This is a genomic window from Acidobacteriota bacterium (assembly GCA_019347945.1).
Lineage (GTDB): Bacteria > Acidobacteriota > Thermoanaerobaculia > Gp7-AA8 > JAHWKK01 > JAHWKK01.
The window spans coordinates 18,375-39,944 of record JAHWKK010000013.1 but is presented as its reverse complement, the minus strand read 5'-3'; the positions used below and the strand labels follow the sequence as shown (position 1 = coordinate 39,944).

General features: G+C 61.3%; 20 protein-coding genes and 1 tRNA gene. 17 read left to right on the top strand and 4 right to left on the bottom strand.

Annotated features, from left to right (window positions below):
- Positions 1-82 precede the first annotated feature (82 nt).
- Genes KY459_09970 through KY459_09955 form a run of 4 tightly spaced genes read right to left on the bottom strand, consistent with a single transcriptional unit; the run spans position 83 to position 2,484 of the window.
- On the bottom strand, positions 83-562 hold the full coding sequence (locus KY459_09970; GenBank protein ID MBW3565039.1) for a biopolymer transporter ExbD: 480 nt from the start codon (positions 560-562) through the stop codon (positions 83-85).
- The gene (locus KY459_09965; protein MBW3565038.1) at positions 559-975 is read right to left on the bottom strand and encodes a biopolymer transporter ExbD; all 417 of its coding nucleotides are present in this window, start codon (positions 973-975) and stop codon (positions 559-561) included. Before KY459_09965 ends, KY459_09970 begins: the two co-directional genes overlap by 4 nt.
- Entirely contained in the window at positions 975-1,700 is a 726-nt protein-coding gene (locus KY459_09960) for a MotA/TolQ/ExbB proton channel family protein (protein MBW3565037.1), read from the bottom strand. Before KY459_09960 ends, KY459_09965 begins: the two co-directional genes overlap by 1 nt.
- 22 nt (positions 1,701-1,722) lie before the next feature.
- Positions 1,723-2,484, bottom strand: coding sequence for a TonB family protein (locus KY459_09955; protein MBW3565036.1), 762 nt, complete (start codon positions 2,482-2,484; stop codon positions 1,723-1,725).
- Positions 2,485-2,586: 102 nt separating this feature from the next.
- Between KY459_09955 and KY459_09950 the strand changes: the two genes are divergently transcribed.
- From KY459_09950 to KY459_09870, 17 genes are all read left to right on the top strand, one after another.
- Positions 2,587-2,662, top strand: a tRNA-Ala gene (locus KY459_09950).
- 50 nt (positions 2,663-2,712) lie between these two features.
- Entirely contained in the window at positions 2,713-3,504 is a 792-nt protein-coding gene (locus KY459_09945) for a prepilin peptidase (GenBank protein MBW3565035.1), read from the top strand.
- Positions 3,501-5,186 (top strand): hypothetical protein, encoded by a 1,686-nt coding sequence (locus KY459_09940; protein MBW3565034.1) that lies wholly within the window; start codon positions 3,501-3,503, stop codon positions 5,184-5,186. The genes KY459_09945 and KY459_09940 overlap by 4 nt, the downstream gene beginning before the upstream one ends.
- Before the next feature lie 147 nt (positions 5,187-5,333).
- Positions 5,334-5,852 (top strand): prepilin-type N-terminal cleavage/methylation domain-containing protein, encoded by a 519-nt coding sequence (locus KY459_09935; protein MBW3565033.1) that lies wholly within the window; start codon positions 5,334-5,336, stop codon positions 5,850-5,852.
- A 4-nt stretch (positions 5,853-5,856) separates the two neighbouring features.
- Positions 5,857-6,408, top strand: coding sequence for a prepilin-type N-terminal cleavage/methylation domain-containing protein (locus KY459_09930; protein MBW3565032.1), 552 nt, complete (start codon positions 5,857-5,859; stop codon positions 6,406-6,408).
- Between the two features lie 11 nt (positions 6,409-6,419).
- Positions 6,420-9,272, top strand: a complete 2,853-nt coding sequence (locus KY459_09925) for a prepilin-type N-terminal cleavage/methylation domain-containing protein (protein MBW3565031.1) — start codon at positions 6,420-6,422, stop codon at positions 9,270-9,272.
- Between the two features lie 18 nt (positions 9,273-9,290).
- Positions 9,291-11,558: a hypothetical protein gene (locus KY459_09920; GenBank protein MBW3565030.1), complete on the top strand. Its 2,268-nt coding sequence runs from the start codon at positions 9,291-9,293 to the stop codon at positions 11,556-11,558.
- Positions 11,559-11,694: 136 nt separating this feature from the next.
- The gene (locus tag KY459_09915; protein ID MBW3565029.1) at positions 11,695-12,897 is read left to right on the top strand and encodes a type II secretion system F family protein; all 1,203 of its coding nucleotides are present in this window, start codon (positions 11,695-11,697) and stop codon (positions 12,895-12,897) included.
- A 7-nt stretch (positions 12,898-12,904) separates the two neighbouring features.
- Positions 12,905-14,503 carry a GspE/PulE family protein gene (locus KY459_09910; GenBank protein ID MBW3565028.1) on the top strand — a complete coding sequence of 533 codons (1,599 nt, stop codon included), beginning with the start codon at positions 12,905-12,907 and terminating at the stop codon, positions 14,501-14,503.
- Positions 14,504-14,524: 21 nt separating this feature from the next.
- A complete protein-coding gene (locus KY459_09905) occupies positions 14,525-15,409 on the top strand; it encodes a hypothetical protein (protein ID MBW3565027.1) in 885 nt (294 codons plus the stop codon).
- Positions 15,406-15,987: a hypothetical protein gene (locus KY459_09900; protein MBW3565026.1), complete on the top strand. Its 582-nt coding sequence runs from the start codon at positions 15,406-15,408 to the stop codon at positions 15,985-15,987. Before KY459_09905 ends, KY459_09900 begins: the two co-directional genes overlap by 4 nt.
- Positions 15,984-16,568: a hypothetical protein gene (locus KY459_09895; protein MBW3565025.1), complete on the top strand. Its 585-nt coding sequence runs from the start codon at positions 15,984-15,986 to the stop codon at positions 16,566-16,568. Before KY459_09900 ends, KY459_09895 begins: the two co-directional genes overlap by 4 nt.
- The gene (locus tag KY459_09890; protein ID MBW3565024.1) at positions 16,568-17,242 is read left to right on the top strand and encodes a thrombospondin type 3 repeat-containing protein; all 675 of its coding nucleotides are present in this window, start codon (positions 16,568-16,570) and stop codon (positions 17,240-17,242) included. Before KY459_09895 ends, KY459_09890 begins: the two co-directional genes overlap by 1 nt.
- A 59-nt stretch (positions 17,243-17,301) precedes the next feature.
- Complete coding sequence (locus tag KY459_09885) at positions 17,302-19,788, top strand: hypothetical protein (GenBank protein MBW3565023.1); 2,487 nt, start codon at positions 17,302-17,304, stop codon at positions 19,786-19,788.
- Positions 19,788-20,261 (top strand): type II secretion system GspH family protein, encoded by a 474-nt coding sequence (locus KY459_09880; GenBank protein MBW3565022.1) that lies wholly within the window; start codon positions 19,788-19,790, stop codon positions 20,259-20,261. The genes KY459_09885 and KY459_09880 overlap by 1 nt, the downstream gene beginning before the upstream one ends.
- Positions 20,258-20,710 carry a type II secretion system GspH family protein gene (locus tag KY459_09875; protein ID MBW3565021.1) on the top strand — a complete coding sequence of 151 codons (453 nt, stop codon included), beginning with the start codon at positions 20,258-20,260 and terminating at the stop codon, positions 20,708-20,710. The genes KY459_09880 and KY459_09875 overlap by 4 nt, the downstream gene beginning before the upstream one ends.
- Complete coding sequence (locus KY459_09870; GenBank protein MBW3565020.1) at positions 20,707-21,288, top strand: type II secretion system GspH family protein; 582 nt, start codon at positions 20,707-20,709, stop codon at positions 21,286-21,288. The genes KY459_09875 and KY459_09870 overlap by 4 nt, the downstream gene beginning before the upstream one ends.
- Positions 21,289-21,570 lie beyond the last annotated feature (282 nt).

Sequence of the window (21,570 nt, the reverse complement as noted above, 5' to 3'; positions counted from 1 at the left end):
GGGCACGGAGAAGAAACGATTCGGACCCCCGCGGATTCCGCGGCGAGGATTCCGATCCATTCTGCGACGCGACAGCGGGCGCTTACGGGCTCCCGGCTGCTGGCCGATTCCCGACGGGCTCGGTGAGGAATCCGATCCGCGTCGCACCCGCCGCCCTGGCGACATCGAGTCCTTCGACAGCCCGCTCGAATGCAAGCTCGTCGGCCGAATCGAAAAACACCACCCGTTCCGACTCTTCGCGTGAAGCGAGGATGGGCGCGAGCGCGTCCCGAAGCTCGTTGCGCGTCGCGAACGACGTCCTGTTGAGCCACCACCCATCAGCGGCAACGCGGACGACGAGCTGTTCTTCGTCGGGGACCATCTCGGGATTCTCGACTTCGACCTTCGGCGGGATCTCGACGTCGATCCCCATCTGAAGAGCGGGCGTCAGGACCATGAAGATGATCAGCAGAACGAGCACGACGTCCACCAGTGGAGTGACGTTGATCTCGCCCTGAGGAGCAGTTCGCCCTCTTCGGGGGGAGGGATCGTCGTCGTGCTCGAATTCACTGAGTATCCTCATTCGATTCCACTCCGCTGCTCGGTCAGGACGGCCACTCTGTTCAGCCCTGCTTCGTTGATTGCCTTCATGACTTCGCGGACGCGACGGAACTCGATTCTCGCGTCGGCCTTGAGCATCACGGTCGGATCCCCGTAACCCTTCTTCTCGCCGAGAAACCCGGCGAGATCGGCATCGGCGATCCAGCTCTGTCCGACGAAGACCGTTCCATCCTGCTTGATCGAGACGACGAGGTCGTCCTCTTCTCCCGGTTTCCGATCCGCGTGCGGGCCGGCGGGCAGCTGGACCTCGACTCCCTGCTGGAGCATCGGCGTGACCACCATGAAGATGATCAGCAGAACGAGCACGACATCCACCAGAGGAGTGACGTTGATGTCACCTCGGACGCCGTTACCCGATCCGGAGCTGAATGCCATCAGCCGGCCGTCTCCCGGGTTCCGTCGACCGCGTGCGGCCTTTCGGTGCGAGCGTTGTCCTCCACGAAAACGTCCACCATCTCGGAGGAAGTGTTGTCCATCTCAGCCTCGAACCGGTCGATCCGTCCGATGAAATAGTTGTACAGCCACACGGCGGGAATCGCGACGAAGAGCCCGAAGGCCGTGGCTACGAGCGCTTCGGCAATGCCGCCCGAGACCGCACCGAGCCCCCCCGATCCTGTTGCGTGCATGCCGCGAAACGCGTTGATGATCCCGACGACGGTTCCGAAAAGTCCGACGAACGGAGCGGTCGTCGCGATGGTGGCCAGGCTGGTCAGTCCGCGGCGGAAGTCGGCATTGATCGAAGCCTGCTCCCGCGCCATCGCCCGCCGGGCAGCCCCCGCCGGGTTCAATTCCTCCCGATCGGTACCCCTGAGCTCCAGGTAGCGGGCGATCCCCGCCGCGACGATTTTCGCCAGATGACTCTTGTCGTAGTCGCTTCTCCGCGCCTCGGATTCCGCGTCGGCAAGTCTGCGGGAATCGAGCAGTTTGCCGATCCTGTCGACCAGCCGGAGCGACTGAGCCCGCGCCTTCCTGAGCCTCATGTATCTCTCGATCGAAAGACCGAGCGACCAGACGGACATGAGGAAGAGCACGAGCACGACGCCGCGTACCGTCCACCCCATGGTCTCCCAGATTGTCGATAAAGCGAATGCTTCCTGCATTGGTTTTGTGTACTCCTCGCTTTTATTGGAGACGGAAGCTGACGCTCACCGTCATCAGAACCGGGACGGGTTGACCATCCTTCTTACCAGGTTCGTATTTCCATTGTCTCAGAGCTTCGACGGCCGTCTCGTCCAGACCGTATTGCAGCGGCTTGAGAACTTCGATATCGGTGACGTTTCCTTCGACGTCCACCACGGCCTCGAGAATGACGATTCCCTGAACGCGGGCCTTCCTCGCCTCCTCGGTGTATGGAGGGTCGACTTTGTAGATCGCCACAGGCGCCGAGACGTCGTTGCCCGGCCTGTAGGGACCTTCGCCCCGCCCGCCCGGAACGCCGCCGAGGACGCCTCCAATCTCCCCACCGATGATCCCGCCGACGACTCCCCCGACGATGCCTCCCTCGACTCCGCCGTCGACGCCTCCCGGCACCCCCGCCGGATCGGTGGTCTCGGTCGGGACGAGCTCGGTCTCGGGGATGGTTTCCGGGATCTCGGTCGGCTGCACGAAGCTCGTGTCGACGGGCACGCGTTCACGGACCACCGTTTCCGGCCTCGACTCGACCGCCGCCGGGGGCGGAGGCGGGGGCGGTGGAGGAGCCGGTTCGGAACCGACGAGATATGCGCGAATCGGTTCCATCGGCTTCTCCGCCTCACGAGCCGAGAGTCCGGCTGCGATCAGGGCTCCAAGAATGGCCGCGTGGAGACCGATGGAGAGGCCGGTGGTCGCGACCGAGCCGGCCGGCCTTCGCCTGCTGGTCGATTCGATGAGTGAATCCGCAAACATCGTTACGATGATCGTGACACATATGGAGGGCCACGAAATCCCCGTCGCCCAGAAATTTCACTGCGTTGTGCCGGGTTAGTGACCGGTCGCAGCGTCGCGTGTGGGGCCGTAGCTCAGCTGGGAGAGCGCCTGAATGGCATTCAGGAGGTCGTGGGTTCGATCCCCATCGGCTCCACCAGCCCTCGCGATGCCACTCCCGCCTGCTGACCGTGTGCAACAATCCACTCCGTGGAGAGGTCGATTTTCATCGGCGCAGCGTTCGTACTCGGATTGATCATCGGAAGCTTTCTCAACGTCGTCATCCACCGGCTTCCGATCGGTGAGTCGCTGAATGCTCCCCCGAGCCGATGCCCCGGTTGCGGGCAGCGCATTCATTGGTACGACAATCTGCCGGTTCTGAGCTGGATCATTCTCGGCGGAAAGTGCAGGGCGTGCGGAGCTGCGATCTCGATCCGTTATCCGCTCGTCGAGATTGCGACCGGAGCCGCGTTCGTCGCCGCGTATCTGTTCGCGGGAGCGACCGTACCGGGCCTCATGCTCGCCGCAATCCTCGCGATCGTGATCGCTCTGATCTTCATCGATCTCGATACCCAGCTCCTTCCGAATGCACTGACCTTCCCGGGGTTCATCATCGGGCTGTTCATCGGCGCGCTCGAGATCGGCCGGTTCCATTCGCGCCTGCTGCTGTCGACCTCTTTGAATGATTCGCTCATCGGAGCCGCGGTCGGCGCCGGCATCCTCATCCTGATCTCGCTGGTCTACTGGCTGCTGCGGAGAACGGAGGGCATGGGTCGCGGAGACATCAAGATGCTGGCGATGATCGGTGCCGTATCGGGATGGAAGGCAATCGTCCCGGTGATCTTCATCGCCTCGATCCTCGGCGCGGTGTTCGGCATCAGCCTCGGGTTGAGTCAGCGGCAGGGGTTGCGCGTGGCGCTCCCCTTCGGCCCGTTTCTCGGACTGGCATTTCTAGGGGTCATCTTTTTCGGTCCGGAGATCTACGACATCCTCTTCCTATGAGCGAGAACGGAGCTCCGACGGAGAAAACCAGGCGGACGGTCGGTCCGGTGAGCTTCAGCCGGAATGTCCGGTGGTTCATCGCGGCCCTGACGGGGTTTCTGATCTTCATCATCCTCTTCCTTCTTCTTCAGTTGCAGACGGCGATGGCAGAGGTGGGAGCGGCGAGTCATCGACAGCAGCAGGCGATCGCTCTCGCCGCGCAACGCTCGGTCGAAGCGGTCTCGGAGCCCTCGCCCGACCGCCTGCGACGGGTTCTCGACTCGATCCGGGCGCAGTCGGGAACGGTCGCCGTCGAGCTGGAAAGTGGCCGTGGCACAATCAGATCAGGGCTCGCCGGACCTGGCCTCGCGGTCGTGGAACAGCGCAGCTCCCACGGACGGCTCCTTCTCTATTTCGACTCCTCCCCTTTCGACGAGGCCAGGCGTCGCTTTTTCTGGATCGCCGGGCTCGTGATTGCCGCAACGATCGGCAGTCTGGTGCTCCTCCTGGTGCTCCTGCCTCGAATCACGCGCCCGATCGATACGATGCTGAGGGACTCCGCGCTCCTTGGAGAGCGCGCTTCCGCGACGACCGACGAGCGATTTCTGGTCGAGACCTTTCGGAGCTCCATCGAAACTCTCAAGCGTCAGGAAACAGAGCTTCGCCGCCTGCACGAGTCCGAAAGGATCCGGGCCGACGACCTCGACCTGCTCACGAATCTGCTCACTCGCAATCTGAGCTCCGGATTCATCGCAATCGATCGTGAGGGGAACGTCACCAGGATCAATCGCGCCGGACAGGAGATCCTCGACGTATCGCCGACCGACGGGCCACGCCCATTGAAGAATGTGCTTGGCGATACGGCTCTCGCGAGAACGCTCGAGCGCTCCCATCTCGAACAGCTGCCCCTGACCCGGCACGAGATGCTCCTTCCATCCGGGATCACCATCGGACTCACCACCGTCCCCGTGCGGAGCGAGACCGGTGAGTCGCTCGGCATGCTCGCCCTGTTCAGCGACCTGAGCGAAGTGAAACGTCTCGAAAGCCGGATGCACGACATTCAGGCGCTCGCTTCGCTCGGTGAGATCTCGGCGGGAATCGCGCACGAGCTGAGGAACTCGCTCTCGACTCTTCTCGGCTACCTCCGTCTGGCCCGGCGTGGTTCCGAGGAGGATCGGGAGCGTCGGATCGTCGAAGCGGAGTCGGAGGGAACCAGAATCTCGGACACCGTGGCTTCTCTCCTCCGATTTGCCAGGCCGATCGAGCCGGAAATGGAGGAAGTCCGCCTCGATGAGATCGTCCGGAATGTCGTCGACAGACTCGAAGTCGAGATACCGGTCGAGATCGAGGCCGCCGAAGTGAGCGTTCGCGGAGACCGGGTGCTCATCGCGAGCGCCATCGAGAATATCGTCCGGAATGCGGCCGAAGCGGTGGAATCGACCGATTCGCCCCTGGTGCGGGTGAAGGTCGTCCGGGATCCGGTTCCGTCGGTGCAGATCGACGATAACGGGCCCGGAATCGACCCGGAGTTCCTCCCGAGGATTTTCCTTCCGTTCGCGACGAGCAAGCCAGCGGGAACCGGGATGGGACTGGCCCTGACCAGGAAGATCCTTCTCCATCATCAGGGAGACGTCCGGGTGGAAGCCCGTCCGGAGGGGGGGACATCGGTTTTGATGGAGTTCCCGCTGCATTTCGGCGGCTGACTTGGTACATTTAGTAACAATGCGCTCGGCTCCAAAACCGATGATCGATGAGAAAGTGGTCAGCTAACCCACACTTTTGCCGACGTTTGCTAATGAATATCGAGCGTGGCACCTCCAATGCGTTATGGGGGATGCCCAGGAGGTCCGATGAAGAGAACAAACCGAGGTCAGGCCGGATATACGCTGGCAGAAGCGCTCGTGGTCGTCGCGATCATCGGACTCGTCTCACTGGTAACGATTCCAAATTTCGTGGGATACATGCGCGGGCAGAGGGTCAAGAACGCCGCGAGAGAGTTCGTGATGGATTTGAGGGAGGCGCGGCAGACGGCGATCTCGGAGTATCACCCGACGAAAATTGCCTTCGAGTCGGGCACCGACAAGCGGACCTACAGACTTTTCGATGGGGTCTACGACACGAGTGCGGACGGCGGGATCGCGTGGACTGAAGTCGGGCAGACCGAGATGTTCGAGACGGTCTACTTCGGCACCACGACGTTCCCCGACAGCGCCGACACCGACGACTATCTCGACATCATCTTTCTAACGAACGGATCGGTTTCGATGCCGAGTGTGGAGAGCACTCTACAGGTGAGAACCGATCTTGACGTCGCAAGGCCAATCTACACCGTCACGGTCAGCAGGTCCGGACGAATCAGGATGGAGTGAGAACGTGAGACAAGAACATAAGAGGCGGTCCCAACTCGGCTACAACCTGGTCGAGGTTCTCATCGCGATGGCAATTCTCGGCATGGTCCTGATCTCGATCATGAGTCTGTTTTTCATGGGACAGAGAAACGTCTACAGCGGCAAGCAGATGACTCGGGCGATCTCGGTCGGCACGAGGATCATGGAGGACATCTCCCCGATCACGCGTGTGACGGTCGAGGATTCCTTCGGCTTGACGGACGTCACCGGGGCCGACGTCACGTTCGGAGGCCAGACATATCCGAACAGCGTCATTCGAGTCGCGTCGACGGACAAAGGGGACGCAACGAAGGACGCAAACGGGTATCTGCAGAACTGGAGTGATCTCCTGGCACTGCAGGGGCTCGGCAACGGCGATATCAATGTGATCATCAGCGCGGTCAATCCCACAGGTACCGCGCCTTTCCAATTCGATGAAGTCCCTATCTTCAGGATCAGGGTCTTCGTCGAATGGGACGAACGACTGCGCGATCGATTCGTGATGTTCGATACGACGAAAGTCGACCGGACGCTGTGAGGAGGCCAGACATGAGACGCCAAGCCAGAGGTTTCACTCTGACCGAGATCATGGTCGCCGTCGCGATCTTCGCGATCATTTTCGTGGCCACGCTGATGATCTACGACCGCAGCAACATCATCTTTAGAGACTCGATGGAAGCGAGTGATCTGCAACAGAACACACGGGTCGCTTTCGAGACGCTCGTTTCCGAGATCCGGATGGCTGGTTTCGATTTCGACCGTGACGGACTTCCCACCGGCTCGGTTGCACTCCAGCAGCCGGATGAACAGCTCGAGTACATCGGAGAGCACGCGATCACTTTTCGCGCAAACCTCGATTATGAAACCGACCCCGGATCCGACAACGGTGTCGAGCTCGAGTATCAGCCCGGCTGGAACACGACGGCGGAAGACGACGACTTCTTTCCAGTCGTCACCACCGGTAATGACGAGATCGTCACCTATGCTCTGGTATCCGACGACCCATCCGCGAACACCGACAGCATCACCTTCTACGCGGACGTTGCGAAACCTCGCGCTGCGTACCCCGGGGGATCGAGCGAGTCGCTCGTGACCATCTCCGGTGTCGACCTCTGCAACGACGGCAAGGGCTGCGAGAATCCTCCCTACACGCTCTATCGGTACACTCTGAAAGAGGACGGCACCCCCGAAGCGGGAGTTCCCGTGGCGACCAATATCCGGACCCTGAATTTCACCTACTTCTCGGATGCGCTCGCGGCGAATGTCATCACGCCCAACGCCGGGGAGGGGCAGTACACCGTGAGCGGAACCGGTGTGACGACCTCGGCCACCGCTGAAGAAGCCCGGAATCTGCGGGAAACCGTTCAGTCGATTCATGTCGAGCTGATCGGTATGACCGAGTTCGCTGATAAGAACTGGAACGACCCGATCGAGGCCGCGCAGACAGACTCGGTGGCCTCGGCCGCCCAGCACCGGCAGTATCAGCTTCAGAGCAACGTCATTCCTCGCAACCTCGGGCGTCGTGGCCTGCAGGAGCCGACCACGACGCCCCCGGGCGCCCCGTTCATCACCAACGTATGCTCGATCGGCTGCGGCGTCGTCCGGGTCGACTGGAAGGCTCCGGAGTACGGCATCGTCGACTCCTATTCGATTCTCTACGACACGAACCCTGCCGGACCCTTCGGCTCGAGTCCCGTCTCGGCCGGTTCGAACCTCTTCGGTTTCGTCGGCGGTCTCGATCCGAATACCAGCTACTACTTCATTGTCGTCGCGAAGAACAGCTATGGAAGCGAACGCTCGGACCCAAGCTTGTCCTCGGTACAGCCGATCAATTACACGAAGCCGGATGTTCCGATCATCACCGCTGTGACCGGCGATGGCACGGTTCCACCGACTGACGACAATATTACGGTGACTCTCCAGCTGCCCGCTTTCAACGTCGACTTCAATGGAAATCCTCCCGTGAACGCCTGCGGTGACAGCGCCGTCGACATCGAGTCGGCACAGGAGCTCGAGTACTACGAAGTTTACCGATCGACCGATCCGGCCTTCGACCCCGCCCTCGGGCAGGGGGACCTCATCTATGACGGAGTCGTCCCGTCGGACGGCCAGGTGCTCGATGACGATCCGAAGGTTTCGTGCACGACGTATTACTATCGCGCCCGGATCAGGGAGGAATGTGCCTCCGACCCGGCCCTCAACTCCGCTAACGACACGGCCCAGGCCTACAGCGATTACTCCGCGGTGAGTAGCGCGTCGGTCTCGACGGCATCGGTGGAGCCGGCCATTCCCGGCAACGTCATGACAGTCGATGCCGGATCGTCATGCACCGGAGGAGTTTGCGACGTCACCCTCCAATGGGATCGCGTCACGACCGATGTGAATGGCAAGGCGATCCTCGTCGGAGAATACGAGATCGTCCGGTACCTCTACGTCGCCGCGACTGGCACCGAAACTTCCCAGACTGTGATCCCGGTGACCGACACCAACCCCTCGGCCGGCGGGCAGTACTCCTACGTCGATGCTGGCCTTCCCGAACCAGCCACGGGTGACTACTACACCTACTATGTTGCGGCAGTCCGACAGAGTGATTGCGTGGGGGGCGTTCTGAAGAGCGGCTATTCCTCGCCCGAAGCGAAGTTCCCCTGCGTTTCGGCGACCGTCACACTTCTCGAGACGACGATCGAAGGAGACGGCCTCAGCGGCGCGAGCCCCTATCTGGTCGACATGAGCGGCGGATCGTCGCTGGCGGACTTCGAGGTCGTGGCCAGCAAACAGGTCGCCACCGTCTCGATGGTCGTCACCGATCCGGGCGGCGGCAACGTCGCCGGCGGAAGCGCGACCCTGCAGCCCGACGGAGTCACGGCATACTTCTCCGCACCGATGACCACCGGTACCTGGTACAAGGTCGACATGATCCTGACCGACACACTCGGTTGCGCGACCACGATCACCAGGTATGTCGAAGGGTCGGTCTCGAGCTGCTGCCTGATTCCCTTCAAAGACGCCTTCGGCACTGTCTTCGACGCGACGATCATCACGAGTACCTCCCAGACTGGCGACACCGTTTACATAGTCACGCTGAAGAATCAGTGCGGCACTGATGTGACGCTCCAGCGCTTCAACATCGCCTGGAGCGTAGCCAACCTCAGCACCTTCAAGACAGTCACCTACGCCGACGGCACAGTGACTTCGTTCAACAGCGCAGCCGGAGCTCTGACGATCACGCCGGCGACGACGGTCGTGGTTCCGAGCAACGGCTCGACCACGATGGATCTGCGCTTCGAAACCAACAATCGTCCCGTCACTGATCTCACGAGCTTCTGCGCAGAATACACCGACGGAGTCTCGACCGACAGTTGCACCGTCGTTCAGACGGCAGGCGTCTGCACCATCCCCTGAGGCGAGGAGAACAAAACAATGCGATCGAAAAACAGAAGTGTGAAAGAGAATCAGAAGGGCTCGGCTCTTCTCGTCAGCCTGATGGTCATGGTGGGGCTGACACTTCTCGGGCTCGGATTCGTTGCGGTATCCGAGACCGAGAGCGCGATCTCGGTCAACGAGCGCAACTACCTCCAGACCCTCCAGGTCGCCGAGGCGGGGACGCGGACCGTCGCGGAATGGTTCAATGGTCCGGATTGGGCGATCGATAACGGCATCATGCCGGTCAACAACGCCGCCAACGAAGCGGCGTTCAAGAAGGAAAGACATACCGGCGACTTCTACCGTCCCTGGGATGACGAAGAGATGCTGTTCGACTCCCCCTTCACAGCATCCACTACGGACCGCTTTTACGGTGTCGACGAAGAGAGTGCCGATATCCTGATCGATCGAAGCAATCAGGAGGGGCGGGACTTTCTCGACAATTTCAACGATGTCCTCTTCCACGACCCGGAATCGGGCGGCCAGGTGACTCGGATCGCCATCTACGCCCCCCCGATCGTCGGGTCGACGATCGTCACCCATACCAACGGATTCGACTTCCACGACGGCGGCACCCGGTACGGGATCGCCACGATCGCGGTTCAATCGGAGAAGCATCGCGCTCCCGATGACCTGACCACGCCGCTGATCTCCACACGCACCGTCAAAGCCGTCGTCGGGGAATTTCCCTTCCCTGGTCCCGACGGACCGCTGCAGTCGAACGCCGGCATCAGCCAGAACGGAGCCTTCCGAGTCCACTGGGGAAAGGTCATCTCGCTGGGGGATCTCGGCCAGAAACGTTACTGGTCGGCGCTACCGTGGGTCGACGCGTGGGACGAGATCAAGTACGAGCACGGCTACGACCCGTACTACGACGACGGGACGACACCCGACTACTTCTATCAGTTGATCGGAAAGACGTTCGAGGATCCATGGTATCAGGCCCGAGCGCGTGGAAACCTCACCTACTCCGGCGGCACCCCGGCCATGGACGGCACCACCCAGCCGTGGCTCTACGATTCGATCACCGACGACGAGAACGGCACCGTTGATGGTGCAGCCTCCGGCTACTCCGGGCAGTTCCAGGGACAAATCCAGGACAACCCCCCGAACCTGAGAGAGGTGATCTTCACCAGGCCCGTCTACACCTTCTGGAAACAGATCGCAATGACCGGAGCGACCCAGCAGGGAATCAACTACCTCCGCTACAACGCCGGCACCGGCCAGTACTACAACCCAAGGGGGGAATCACGAGACTTCAGGGGATGGGTCGACACGCTCACCACCGGTGAGGAGGGTTTCTTTTTCTTCGATACGACGACCGCGGCGAATCCGCAAAACGCCGATGGCTCGACGAATGAGTCCATCCTCACACCACAGATCAAGTTGCAGGGCAACGACCTTCTGATGAGGGGCTTCATCTACGTGAATTCCACCGAGCTCGAGATCGCCGGACTGAACGGGCCCGACTACTGGTACAACGCCCCGTTCGAGCCTTTCCGGGACGAGGGGTTCCAGGAGTACGACACCGTCACCGGCACAGGCTTCTGCCACGATCCACTCGATGCCACGAATCAGATTCTCTGCAGCACTTCACCCGGAGCCAATCCGTGGAAAGTCAACTACACGAACTACAAATGGGACTACCAGGATCTCAACGACAACGACAGGTTCGATATCGTCGTCGCCCTCGGACCGCCGACCAACGTCGTGATCACCGATGGAGGGACGACCACGACGCTGATGGCGAACTCCGTCTATCTTCCCGTCCCTTACTCCGACGCCTGTGGCACGGCCAACATTGGAACGACCTGCTCAGACCCTCACGAACCCTACCTGAATCTCATTCAGCCGGCCACCCTGGCTCAGGACAGCAATGGAGTTCCGGCGGTGTTCCAGGTCGGATGGGAGCCGCCGGGCTCCGAAACGCGGATGCCGAAGGTGCACGACAATCAGGTAGAGGTCACGTGCAGCGCCGGATCGAGCCAGGCCGATTGCACGTCCAATGCGTACGACAGGGTCGGACCTCTGATGAAGCTCGATCCAAACAAGGGACCGATTCTCGACGGCGTCATGTACAACGAGGGAAAATACGGGGGCACCGGTAACCCGATCTATTACGGCTCACTCCTGATCTGGGGGCTGGTCGGCGGATCCGGTACGCCAGACATTTTCTTCGACGGACGGCTCGCCCAGGGCGACTGGGAAGACCGGTTCGAAAACCTCCCCCGGACGATCATCAGCAGCATGGAGACCGACCTGTAAGAAACCCGGTCCACACCCGAGAAGCAGCCGGGGTTGCCGGAGGTTCCGGCAACCCCTGTTTTTTGAAGAAAATAATCCCGCCGTCCCCGAACGTTTCACGCGCTGGCCCGTCGAACAAGCGGACGGCAAGGATCAGATGACTGCGTACGTGTTCAGAGTGGGAACGCCCGAGGGGGAGGTCGTGGAGCGGAAGATCGAGGCGCCGAGCCTCGAGCGTGCCCAGACCCTGCTCCGCGGCGAGGGATTTCACGTCTTCGAGGGACGAAGGGCGAGCCTTCTTCCCCAGGTTCGATTCGGCAAGGTCATCTCCACCGAGAAGTTCCTCCTGTTCAACCAGGAGCTGCTCGCCCTGGTCCGGGCGGGGCTTCCGATCGTACAGTCGCTCGACCTGCTGCTCGAGCGGCAGTCCGAGCCGAGATTCCAGGAGGTCCTGCGGGAAATCCGCGACGAGGTCCGGTCGGGGGTCGCGCTGTCGGACGCATTTGCCGCCCGTGGGAACATCTTCCCCCCGATTTACTCGAACTCGATCCGGGCCGGTGAACGGTCGGGAGACCTGACGGGAGTTCTCAAGCGGTTCCTCGCCTATCAGAAGCTGATCGTATCGATCCGGAAGCGTGTAACCGGCGCGCTCGTCTACCCTGCCGTCCTCATCTCGCTGTCGGTCATCATGATCTTCATCATGCTGACGCGCGTGATCCCGAATTTCACGAGCTTTTTCGAGGGGATGGAGGCCCAGCTTCCGGCGTTCACGAAGCTCGTGATCGCGGTCTCCTTCTTCATGCGCGACAACACCTTCTTAATCCTCGCAGGCCTCATCGCCGCGTGGTGGCTCTTCAGGAGGTGGACTGCGACCGACCGCGGCCGGATCATGTTCGACCACTTCAAACTGAAGATCCCCTTCATGGGGTCGCTTCTCCGGAGCTTTTCGGTGATGCAGTTTTCGGAGGCGCTCGGGACGCTCCTTTCCGGAGGCATCCCGATGGTCCCGGCGCTCGAGACCGCCGCGGACTCGGTCTCCAACCGGTACGCTGCGACGAAAATCGGCGGGATCGTTCAGAATGTACGGGAGGGAGCGCCGGTGTGGCACTCGCTCGAATCGACCGGGGTCATGACCAACGTCGCGATCGAGATGATCAAGGTCGGCGAGTCGACCGGCGCCCTCGTCGAAATGCTGGAGAACGTGGGGGAGTTTTACGATGAGGAGATCGAGAGCAGACTGTCCCGCATGATGGCCCTGTTCGAGCCCCTGATCCTGGTCGTTCTCGGGCTGTTCATCGCAGCCCTTCTCATCGCTTTCTATCTCCCTCTGTTCGAGGTCATGAAGGTGCAACGTGTCTGAAACCCCGATGATCAATCACGAAGACGTCCTCGCGGAGGCCGCGCGATCGCGCGAGCTCGCCTCGGAGTACGGATTCGACTTCGTCGATCTGGATCATTTCCACATCGATCATGACCTCTTCAAGGAGGTCCCGCTCGATCTGATGATCCGCTACCAGTTCATCCCCGAGCGGCGCGAGAATGGCCAGATCTCGGTCGTCGTGGGCGATCCGACCGACGTCCTCCGGCTCGACGAGATCGAGGCTCATCTCGGCTCACCGATTCGAGTCAAGGTCGCATCCCCCTCCGCCATCCGCGAGAAGCTCCAGAAGTCGGAATCGACCCAGCGTGTGCTGGACGAGGCCACCGAGGGTTTCCGGATGCAGCTGCTCACCGAGGACGAAGAGGGCGAGACGCTCACGATCGACACGATCACGAAGGAGGATTCGTCTCCGATCATCCGGCTGGTCGACTCGATCATCTTCAACGCCATTCAGCGGCGAGCCTCCGACATCCACATCGAGACGCGCGACAACGAGCTGGTGGTTAAGTACCGGATCGACGGCGTTCTCTATCAGGCGCTCGAACCGATCGACAAGAAGCACCACTCCACGATCATCTCGCGCATCAAGGTCATGTCCGAGCTCGACATCGCGGAAAAGAGAGTCCCTCAGGACGGGCGGTTCAAGCTCCGGATCAACACCCGCACGATCGATTTCCGTGTGTCGGTCATGCCCACCGTTCACGGGGAGGATTCGGTCATTCGTATTCTCGACAAGGAGTCGATGAACAAGGAGTTCAAGAACCTTCGCCTCGACATCCTCGGGTTCGATGAGGGGATGCTTCACAAGTTCAGGAAATTCATCAAGGAGCCGTACGGAATGGTGCTGGTCACCGGTCCGACCGGATCGGGGAAGACGACGACGCTCTACGCCTCGCTCTCCGAGATCCAGTCCCCCGACGACAAGATCATCACGATCGAGGACCCGGTCGAGTACCAGCTCCGCGGGATCACACAGATCCCGGTCAACGAGAAGAAGGGGCTGACTTTCGCCCGGGGCCTCCGCGCAATTCTCAGACACGATCCCGACAAGATCATGGTCGGTGAGATTCGTGACGAGGAGACGGCTCAGATCGCAGTCCAGTCCGCCCTCACCGGTCACCTGGTATTCACCACCGTTCACGCGAACAACGTGGTCGACGTCCTCGGACGCTTTCTCAACATGAAGGTCGAGCTCTACAACTTCGTCTCGGCGCTCAACTGCGTTCTCGCCCAGCGGCTCGTCAGACGAATCTGCGACGACTGCAGAGAACCGGTCAAGGCGCATCCGAAGGAGCTGGAGGAGTCCGCTCTGAACGTGAGCGAATACGCCGACTACACCTTCTACGAAGGGAGGGGATGTCTCGAGTGCAACGGCACCGGTTATCACGGTCGGCTTGCGATCGCAGAGCTTCTCGACCTCTCCGATCGGATCAGAGGACTGATCCTGGAGAAGCGCCCGGCATCGGAGATCAAGAAAGCCGCGGCCGATGAAGGAATGGTGTTTCTCAGGGAGACCGCCGTCCAGAAGGTGCTCGAAGGAGTCACGACGCTGCGCGAGGTCAACAAGGTCACGTTCGTCGACTGACGACGAACCGTTCAATACACGATGAGATCCTTTCCTCCAGATGTCCTTGTGATCAACAGGGACGACGTCCGGCACATCCGGTTCGTCCAGTCGCGTCAATCCGTCACGGTCTCCGGTTTTTCGAAGACCGTATTTCCGGAGAGTCCGTTCGACCAGTCGTGGACGCCTGCGCTGACCGATCCCGAGGTGCTTCGCTCGGCGATCGAGCGACTTCGGGCGCGCCGGCGCTTCGATCGAGTCTCGGTGCTTCTTCCCGACTCCTGGTTCCGGACCCAGATCGTGGAGCTCGACTCCCTCCCCGAGTCGCGCGCGCGACAGGAAGAAGCGGTTCGCTGGGTGCTCCGGAAGTCGATGCCGAACCGCCAGGAGCAGGTCCGCCTCGCCTGGCAGGTGATCTCGAAAAGCTCCGGCCGTACCAAGGTACTGGTTCTGTTCGGTCTCGAGAAGTCGATCGAAGCGATCGAGAGCGCGATCCGTGCCGCGGAAATCTCCCCGATCCTCGTCGAGCCGATCGGGCTCAATCTCTGGAACGCAATTGCCATGGGAGAAGACGAGCAGGGCGCACGCCTGCTGGTGATCGTGGAGTCCGGCGAGCTGACGATGATTCTCTTCCGTGATGACGAACCGCTCTTTCTAAGGTCAAAGAAGATCGACGGCATGCAATCGCTCACCACCGAGCTCCGTCTTTCCGCATCGTTTCTTCGATCCCAGCGTGGGGTGTCGGATTTCGCCCGGGTGTGGGTTGCAGGGGAGGACGCAACCGACGAGCTGGTGGAACTGATCTCGAGGGAGGTCGGTACGGCCGCGGAGCGCCCCACACTTTCGGATCTGGGGATTGAAGGTTCCTCGGAGTTCGACAGTTCCCCTACGACGGTCATGTCCGCCCTGGGAGTCTTCGCCGCGTGAGACCGCTCCATCTGAATCTGGCCTCCGAGCCGTGGAAGGAGACGCGGGGATTCTGGATGGTCGTCGCCGCCGCGGCCATTCTAATTCTGGCTCTGCTGGCGAATAACGTCGATGCCGCGATCGAGTACTTCGTCGAAACGGAAGAGACCCGCGCCGAGATCGCCGAGATATCCGCGCGCACCGCCGAAACGATTCGGAAAGCCGAGGAGCTGGAAGCTCTTCAGGAGGGACGGGACGAGGCTCTGATCCAGGAGCGTGTCGAGTACGTCAACGCGCGAATCCGTGAGCGAGCTTTCTCGTGGAGCCAGCTTCTCGATCACCTCGAGCGGGTGGTTCCCGCCGATGCCAGGGTTCAGGCCCTGCTCCCGTCGATCAGCGAGGAAGGACCGATCTCCTTGAATATGCGCTGCGTGGCGAAGGATCAGGACGCGTTCGTCGAGATGATTCGAAACATGACCGCCGATGCGCATTTCGCTCAGCCGTACCCCACGACGGAGAGAACGTCGGAGGATGGCAGCGTCGCCTTCACCTTGAACGTGACGTACCGGCCCGATCCGCCGGGGGTGGTGGCCCGGTGATCTGGAAGGAACGGAAATGGTTGCTGATCTCGCTCGGCGTCCTGCTCGTCCTCAACGTGGCGTTCTTCATCACTTACAGGGTGCGCTACGAGAAGCGAATCGAGACCCTCAATGCAGAGCTCGAGCGTTCCCGTACCGAGCTTCTCGAGGCAGAAGCGCGGAGAGACGCCGCGGCCGATTTCCTCGCCTCGCGAGACGTCACGGTCCGTGATCTCCAGATGGTTTACGACGAACACTGGGCCACGCAACCGCAGAGGCTCGCACCGATGATCATCGAGCTTCAGGAGCTCGCCCGGCGCAGCGGACTTCAGCCGGCGACGCGGAACTACAACTGGGACCAGGTCGGCGAACGCGAGTCTGCCATCCTCGGAGCCAGGGCGATGACGGTCTCATTCGCGGTGACGGGCACTTACGAGGAAGTCCGGCGACTGATCAACCTGATCGAACTGTCTCCTCAGTTCGTGATCATCGACGGCATCAGCTTCAACGATTCCTCGACCGACGATGACGAGCTGGGCCTGAGCCTGCAGATCAGAACGCTCTTCAAATCGGACGATGCGCTGGAGCTGGGCGAAACCTGATGGACTGGAAGAACTGGAAGACCTGGAGCCTGTTCGTCGCCATCATCCTGGCGCTGGTGGCGATCTACGCGTTCGCCAACCCGACGGGCCTGCTTCAGGAACCGGAAATCGCCGAGCGTCCGAGGATCGAGCGGACGGACGACATCGGGGAGCTCGTCGCGGCCAGCCCAGCCTCGGGTCAGAGCCGCGTCGACCTCGATCGCCTCACGCGGGAGCCTTCGTCGTTTCACAGCGACCGGAACCTCTTCGACTTCGTCCGGCCCCCCGCCCCTCCCCCACCGAAACCGGTCGTCGAACGGCCCCCCGAGCCCCCACCTCCTCCGCCGGACCGGGATGGGGACGGGATCGCGGACGCCGTCGACAACTGCCCCGACCTTCCCAATCCGGACCAGAGGGACATCGATCGGGACGGGATCGGGACGGCGTGTGAGACGGAAAAGGAGATCCCACCTCCCCCGCCGCTGCCGAAATTCGACTTCAAGTATCTCGGAAGATTCGGCACCGAGCCCAACCAGATTGCCGTCTTTTCACGCGGAGGTGAGATCGTGAACGTTCTCGAGGGTCAGACCTTCGGAGAGAAGTTCATCCTGAGAAGGATAGGGCTCGAATCGGTCGACATCGGCTACAAAGGATATGCTCCCGATCGTACGACGAGAGTGAAAATCGGCGAATGACCGTGACCTATTCAGATCCCGCTCGTCCCAAAGTTGAGCAAGGAAAGGATTTACCCACTGTGCCATTTCAATCACGACTGATCCGGGCTCTGCTCGTCGCGCTGATCGCGGCGATGACGTTCTCATGCACTACGTTTCGCGCATGGCAGAATGCGCAGGAGTACGAGCTCGCCGGCGACTGGGACCGTGCCGTCGAATCGTATGAAGAGGCGCTGCGACTCGATCCCGGCAACGTCAAGTTCCGCGCCGCTCTGCAGCACGCACGCCTCGAAGCGTCCCGGCAGCACTTCGCAAAAGGGAAACAGCTTCGATCCGCGGGCCATCCGGACATGGCGGTTCTGGAGCTCCGGCTCGCGGTCGAGCTCGATCCGACCAATCAGTACGCTGCGATCGAGCTCGCGAAGGCGATGGCTTCCGTGAGGGAAGCGAGCACCCGGCAGTACCAGGACATCGAAGAGATGAAGCGGCGGGTCACCGAGACCTCACGGCCTCCGATTCTCAATCCGGCATCGAACCAGCCGATCTCGCTCTCCTTTCCACGCGAGACACCGGTCAAGGACATCTATCGGGCGCTCGGAAGCGCCTTCGGCATCAACATCATGTTCGATCAGCGTCTCCCCGACGACAATATCTCGATCGAGCTTCGCGACGTCACCGCTCAGGAAGCGCTCGAACGGGTCATGCAGGCGTCGACCCACTTCTACAAGGTGCTCGACGAGCAGACGATCCTCGTGATCCCGGATAACGCGAATACGAGACGGGAGTACGAGGATCTGGTCATCAGGACCTTCTACCTCTCGAACGGTGACGCAGAACAGGTACAGAACATCGTCCGTACGATGCTCGAAGCGCGTCACGTGTTCGCGCTGAAGGCGATGAACGCCATCACGATCCGGGATACCGCGGACCGGGTTCTGATCGCAGAAAAGATCATCGAGGCGAATGACAAGGCGCAGGCCGAGGTGGTCGTACAGGTCGAACTGCTTCAGATCGACGCCAGCAAGCTGCGGGAGATCGGACTCGATCTCAGCGCAGACTCGATCAGCGCCGGTCTTTCGAACGAGGCGGGAACGGCGATCACTGCGCTTCCCCTCGGTGGCTTTCGGGATCTCACTTCCGGGAACTGGTCACTCACCGTTCCCACCGTTACCTACAACCTGATGAAGACCTCCGGTCAGGCCACCCTTCTCGCAAAGCCTCAGCTTCGGATCAGCGAGGGCCAGTCGGCGACATTGCTCATCGGGCAGCAGGTTCCGATCGCAGTCACGACGTACAACGCGATCGCTCAGCAGCCCGGCACGGGTCAGGTCTTCGCCCCCCCGACCTCCTTTCAGTACCGCGACGTCGGAATCAAAATCACGATCGAGCCCCGCGTTCACCATAACCGCGAGATCACGCTGAAGCTCTCGGTCGAGGTCTCGAACATCGCGGAGCAGGGCACCGGCGATCAGCCGACCTTCGGAACGCGCTCGATCGAGTCGACGATCCGGCTCAAGGACGGGGAGACCAACTTCCTCGCCGGCCTCATCCGCCGCGACGAGGCCGACAGCGATCAGGACATCCCCTTCCTGTCCGATTTGCCACTCATCGGACGGCTCTTCTCGAACAGCAGCGCGAGAAGCCAGGCGACCGATCTCGTCCTGACGATGACCCCTCACATCATTCGGATTCCCGACATCACCGAAGAGGATCTGGCGCCGATGTGGGTCGGTACGCAGACGAACCTCACCTTCCGGGGGACGACACCTCGCATGGAGTCGATGACCAGTGGTGATCCGTTCGACCCCCCGACACGAAGGCAGTTCGAGCAGCAGCCGGTTCCGGGAATGGAAGTCGCGCCTCCCCCCGCTCCGCGTGTTCCGGAGGAAGGGCCTTCGGTCCCTCCCCCGACTCCGCCGACCGAACCGTATCCGCCAGTCCCGGACAGCTCCGAGCTCGGCACGGATCGAGGGGCGCCAGTGACGTCAGTCACGACAACTGCTTCGGCGTCCGGGATCGTCGCCGCCAACTACGTCCCCGACGCATCCGAGCCGGAACCAGTGGAGGCTTCGGCCGCCGCGACGCTGCCGCAGCAGATCTCCGAAGAGTCCGAACCGCGCGACTCGCCGTCCTCGTCAATTGTTGCGAATCGCACCCCTCGGGTCGCGATCCAGCCCGCCAGCGCCTCCTTTGGCGCCGGTCAGGAGGGTTCATGGCTGATCGTAGGGCTTGATCTCGACGGGCTCACGACATCAGAGCTGCGTCTGCAGTACGACCCGTCGACCATCGACATCACGTCGGTGAGCTTCGGACGAGCGTTTCTTCACGATCCTGCGACGCCTCCGCTGGTGAACATCGAGTCGGACCAGGGAATCATCACGATCCGCTCGGCGGATGGAAGCCCGCTGGCTTTCGCTCCCGGCGGCGAGGTTGCAGCGGTGAACTTCCGGGCCGTTCTCGCCGGCTCGAGCTGGCTGGAGGTACCCGCGCTCGAGCTCAGAAATCAGCAGGACGAGATCGTTCCGGCCGTCGTCAGCGGAGCAGCGATCGAGGTGAACTACCGATGATGCGGAAGCGGACGCACGGCGAGGAAGGATTCACGATTGCCGAGATGATCACCGTCGTGGCGATCATCGGGGTCCTCGCGTCGCTTGCGCTTCCCGTCGCCAAGTTCACGCTCCAGCGCCAGAAGGAAGTCGAGCTGCGGGACCGGCTGCGGACGATCACGAGGGCAATCGATCGCTACCATGAGCTGCGTGTGAATCAGATGATCAACGAGATCGAGGTCCACGGCGCAGACGGCTGGCCGAAAGAGCTGGAAGTCCTCGTCGAGCCGATCGAGCTCAAGGACGGAACCTCGGTCAAACTCCTCCGCGAGAGAGATCTCATCGACCCGATGACCGGCAAGGCGGAGTGGACGACCCGATCGACTACCGATGAACGCGATTCCAATTTCACCGACGGCAACAACGTCTTCGACGTCCACTCGACCTCGGAGCGCACCGCACTCGACGGCCGTACCAAATACAGTGAATGGTGACTGAATTGATCCAGCATCGAAAATCGGGACAGCGCGGATTCACTCTGATCGAGCTTCTGATCGTCGTATCGATCATCGGCCTCCTCGCGGGCATGGCGATGGTCAGCGTCAAGAACCACCAGCGTCGCGCGCGCGAAGTCGTGCTGCAGGCGAACCTCAAAGACATCCGGAAGGCGATCAACGATTATTACGCCGACAAACAGCGCTATCCTGGATCGATCCAGGATCTCGCACCCGATTATCTGCAGCGCATTCCGTCCGATCCGATCACGGAGTCGAACACGACCTGGGTCGAGGTTTTCGACGAGCCGTCGTTCGATTCCTCCGATCCTTTCAGCGACGACTTCTCCGATCCATTCGCCTCGGCCGGGCCAGGAGTCGTCGACGTTCGAAGCGGCGCCGAGGGAGAGACGCTGCCGCCCGACTCGATTCCATACGGAGATCTGTGAGCCTCGGCGCACCCAGACCCCGCGACGGAGAACGTGGCTTCACGCTCGCGGCGGTTCTCGTGATCCTGTCGATTCTGATGGTCTTCGTCGCGTACACCGTCCCGCAGCAGTGGTCGCTGATCATGCAGCGGGAAAGGGAGTACCAGACGATTTTCGTGATGGAGCAGTACGCTGCCGCGATCAGCGAATTCAACAAGAGAAACGGCGGGCTTCCGACTTCGCTCGATCAGCTCGAGGAATTCAACAATCCGCGAGTCCTCAGACAGCGCTGGCCAAATCCGCTGTCGGGAGAGGAGGACTGGATTCTCGTCCCGCCCGGTACCCAGCCAGGAGGAGCCCCTCAGCCTGATGAAGGGCAGCCAGGCCAGCCGCTCGAGACCACCAATCCCGGACTTTCCGGTTCGTCGGAGCACACCGGACCATTCGTCGGCGTCCGCCCCCCTCAGAGCGGCGAAAGCATTGTCGAATACGACGGAGCGAGCAGCTACGAAGACTGGCTGATCACGACCGAGACGATCGCCGCACGGAATCTGCCGCAGGGTCAGAATCCTCAACCCAACCCGAATCCGAATCCGTAGGCAGAGGATGTATAAAGTTGTTTTCAATCGTGCCACGTGGAGCGCCGAGTCACGAGGCGCTTCGCTTGAGGTCGTACCAACCTGCGAGGTCCCTCGCTTGCCCGCTCGACCCCCCGCTCGGGATGACGTCGGTTTGAGTATGCGGATGCGGACCTTTCCGGGATCCGGGTGTCATTTCCGCCTCACCGGCGAGCAGCGCCATTTATACGAGCTCAGGAGACGAGCGTTCTTGCCGAGAGTACACCCCTACACCCCTGATCCCTGATCCCTGATCCCTGCAGT

Coding starts and splice junctions, on each gene's coding strand:
- KY459_09970 (MBW3565039.1), bottom strand. CDS start 562: ATGAGGATACTCAGTGAATTCGAGCACGACGACGATCCCTCCCCCCGA.
- KY459_09965 (MBW3565038.1), bottom strand. CDS start 975: ATGGCATTCAGCTCCGGATCGGGTAACGGCGTCCGAGGTGACATCAAC.
- KY459_09960 (MBW3565037.1), bottom strand. CDS start 1,700: ATGCAGGAAGCATTCGCTTTATCGACAATCTGGGAGACCATGGGGTGG.
- KY459_09955 (MBW3565036.1), bottom strand. CDS start 2,484: ATGTTTGCGGATTCACTCATCGAATCGACCAGCAGGCGAAGGCCGGCC.
- KY459_09940 (MBW3565034.1), top strand. CDS start 3,501: ATGAGCGAGAACGGAGCTCCGACGGAGAAAACCAGGCGGACGGTCGGT.
- KY459_09935 (MBW3565033.1), top strand. CDS start 5,334: ATGAAGAGAACAAACCGAGGTCAGGCCGGATATACGCTGGCAGAAGCG.
- KY459_09925 (MBW3565031.1), top strand. CDS start 6,420: ATGAGACGCCAAGCCAGAGGTTTCACTCTGACCGAGATCATGGTCGCC.
- KY459_09920 (MBW3565030.1), top strand. CDS start 9,291: ATGCGATCGAAAAACAGAAGTGTGAAAGAGAATCAGAAGGGCTCGGCT.
- KY459_09915 (MBW3565029.1), top strand. CDS start 11,695: ATGACTGCGTACGTGTTCAGAGTGGGAACGCCCGAGGGGGAGGTCGTG.
- KY459_09910 (MBW3565028.1), top strand. CDS start 12,905: ATGATCAATCACGAAGACGTCCTCGCGGAGGCCGCGCGATCGCGCGAG.
- KY459_09905 (MBW3565027.1), top strand. CDS start 14,525: ATGAGATCCTTTCCTCCAGATGTCCTTGTGATCAACAGGGACGACGTC.
- KY459_09890 (MBW3565024.1), top strand. CDS start 16,568: ATGGACTGGAAGAACTGGAAGACCTGGAGCCTGTTCGTCGCCATCATC.
- KY459_09880 (MBW3565022.1), top strand. CDS start 19,788: ATGCGGAAGCGGACGCACGGCGAGGAAGGATTCACGATTGCCGAGATG.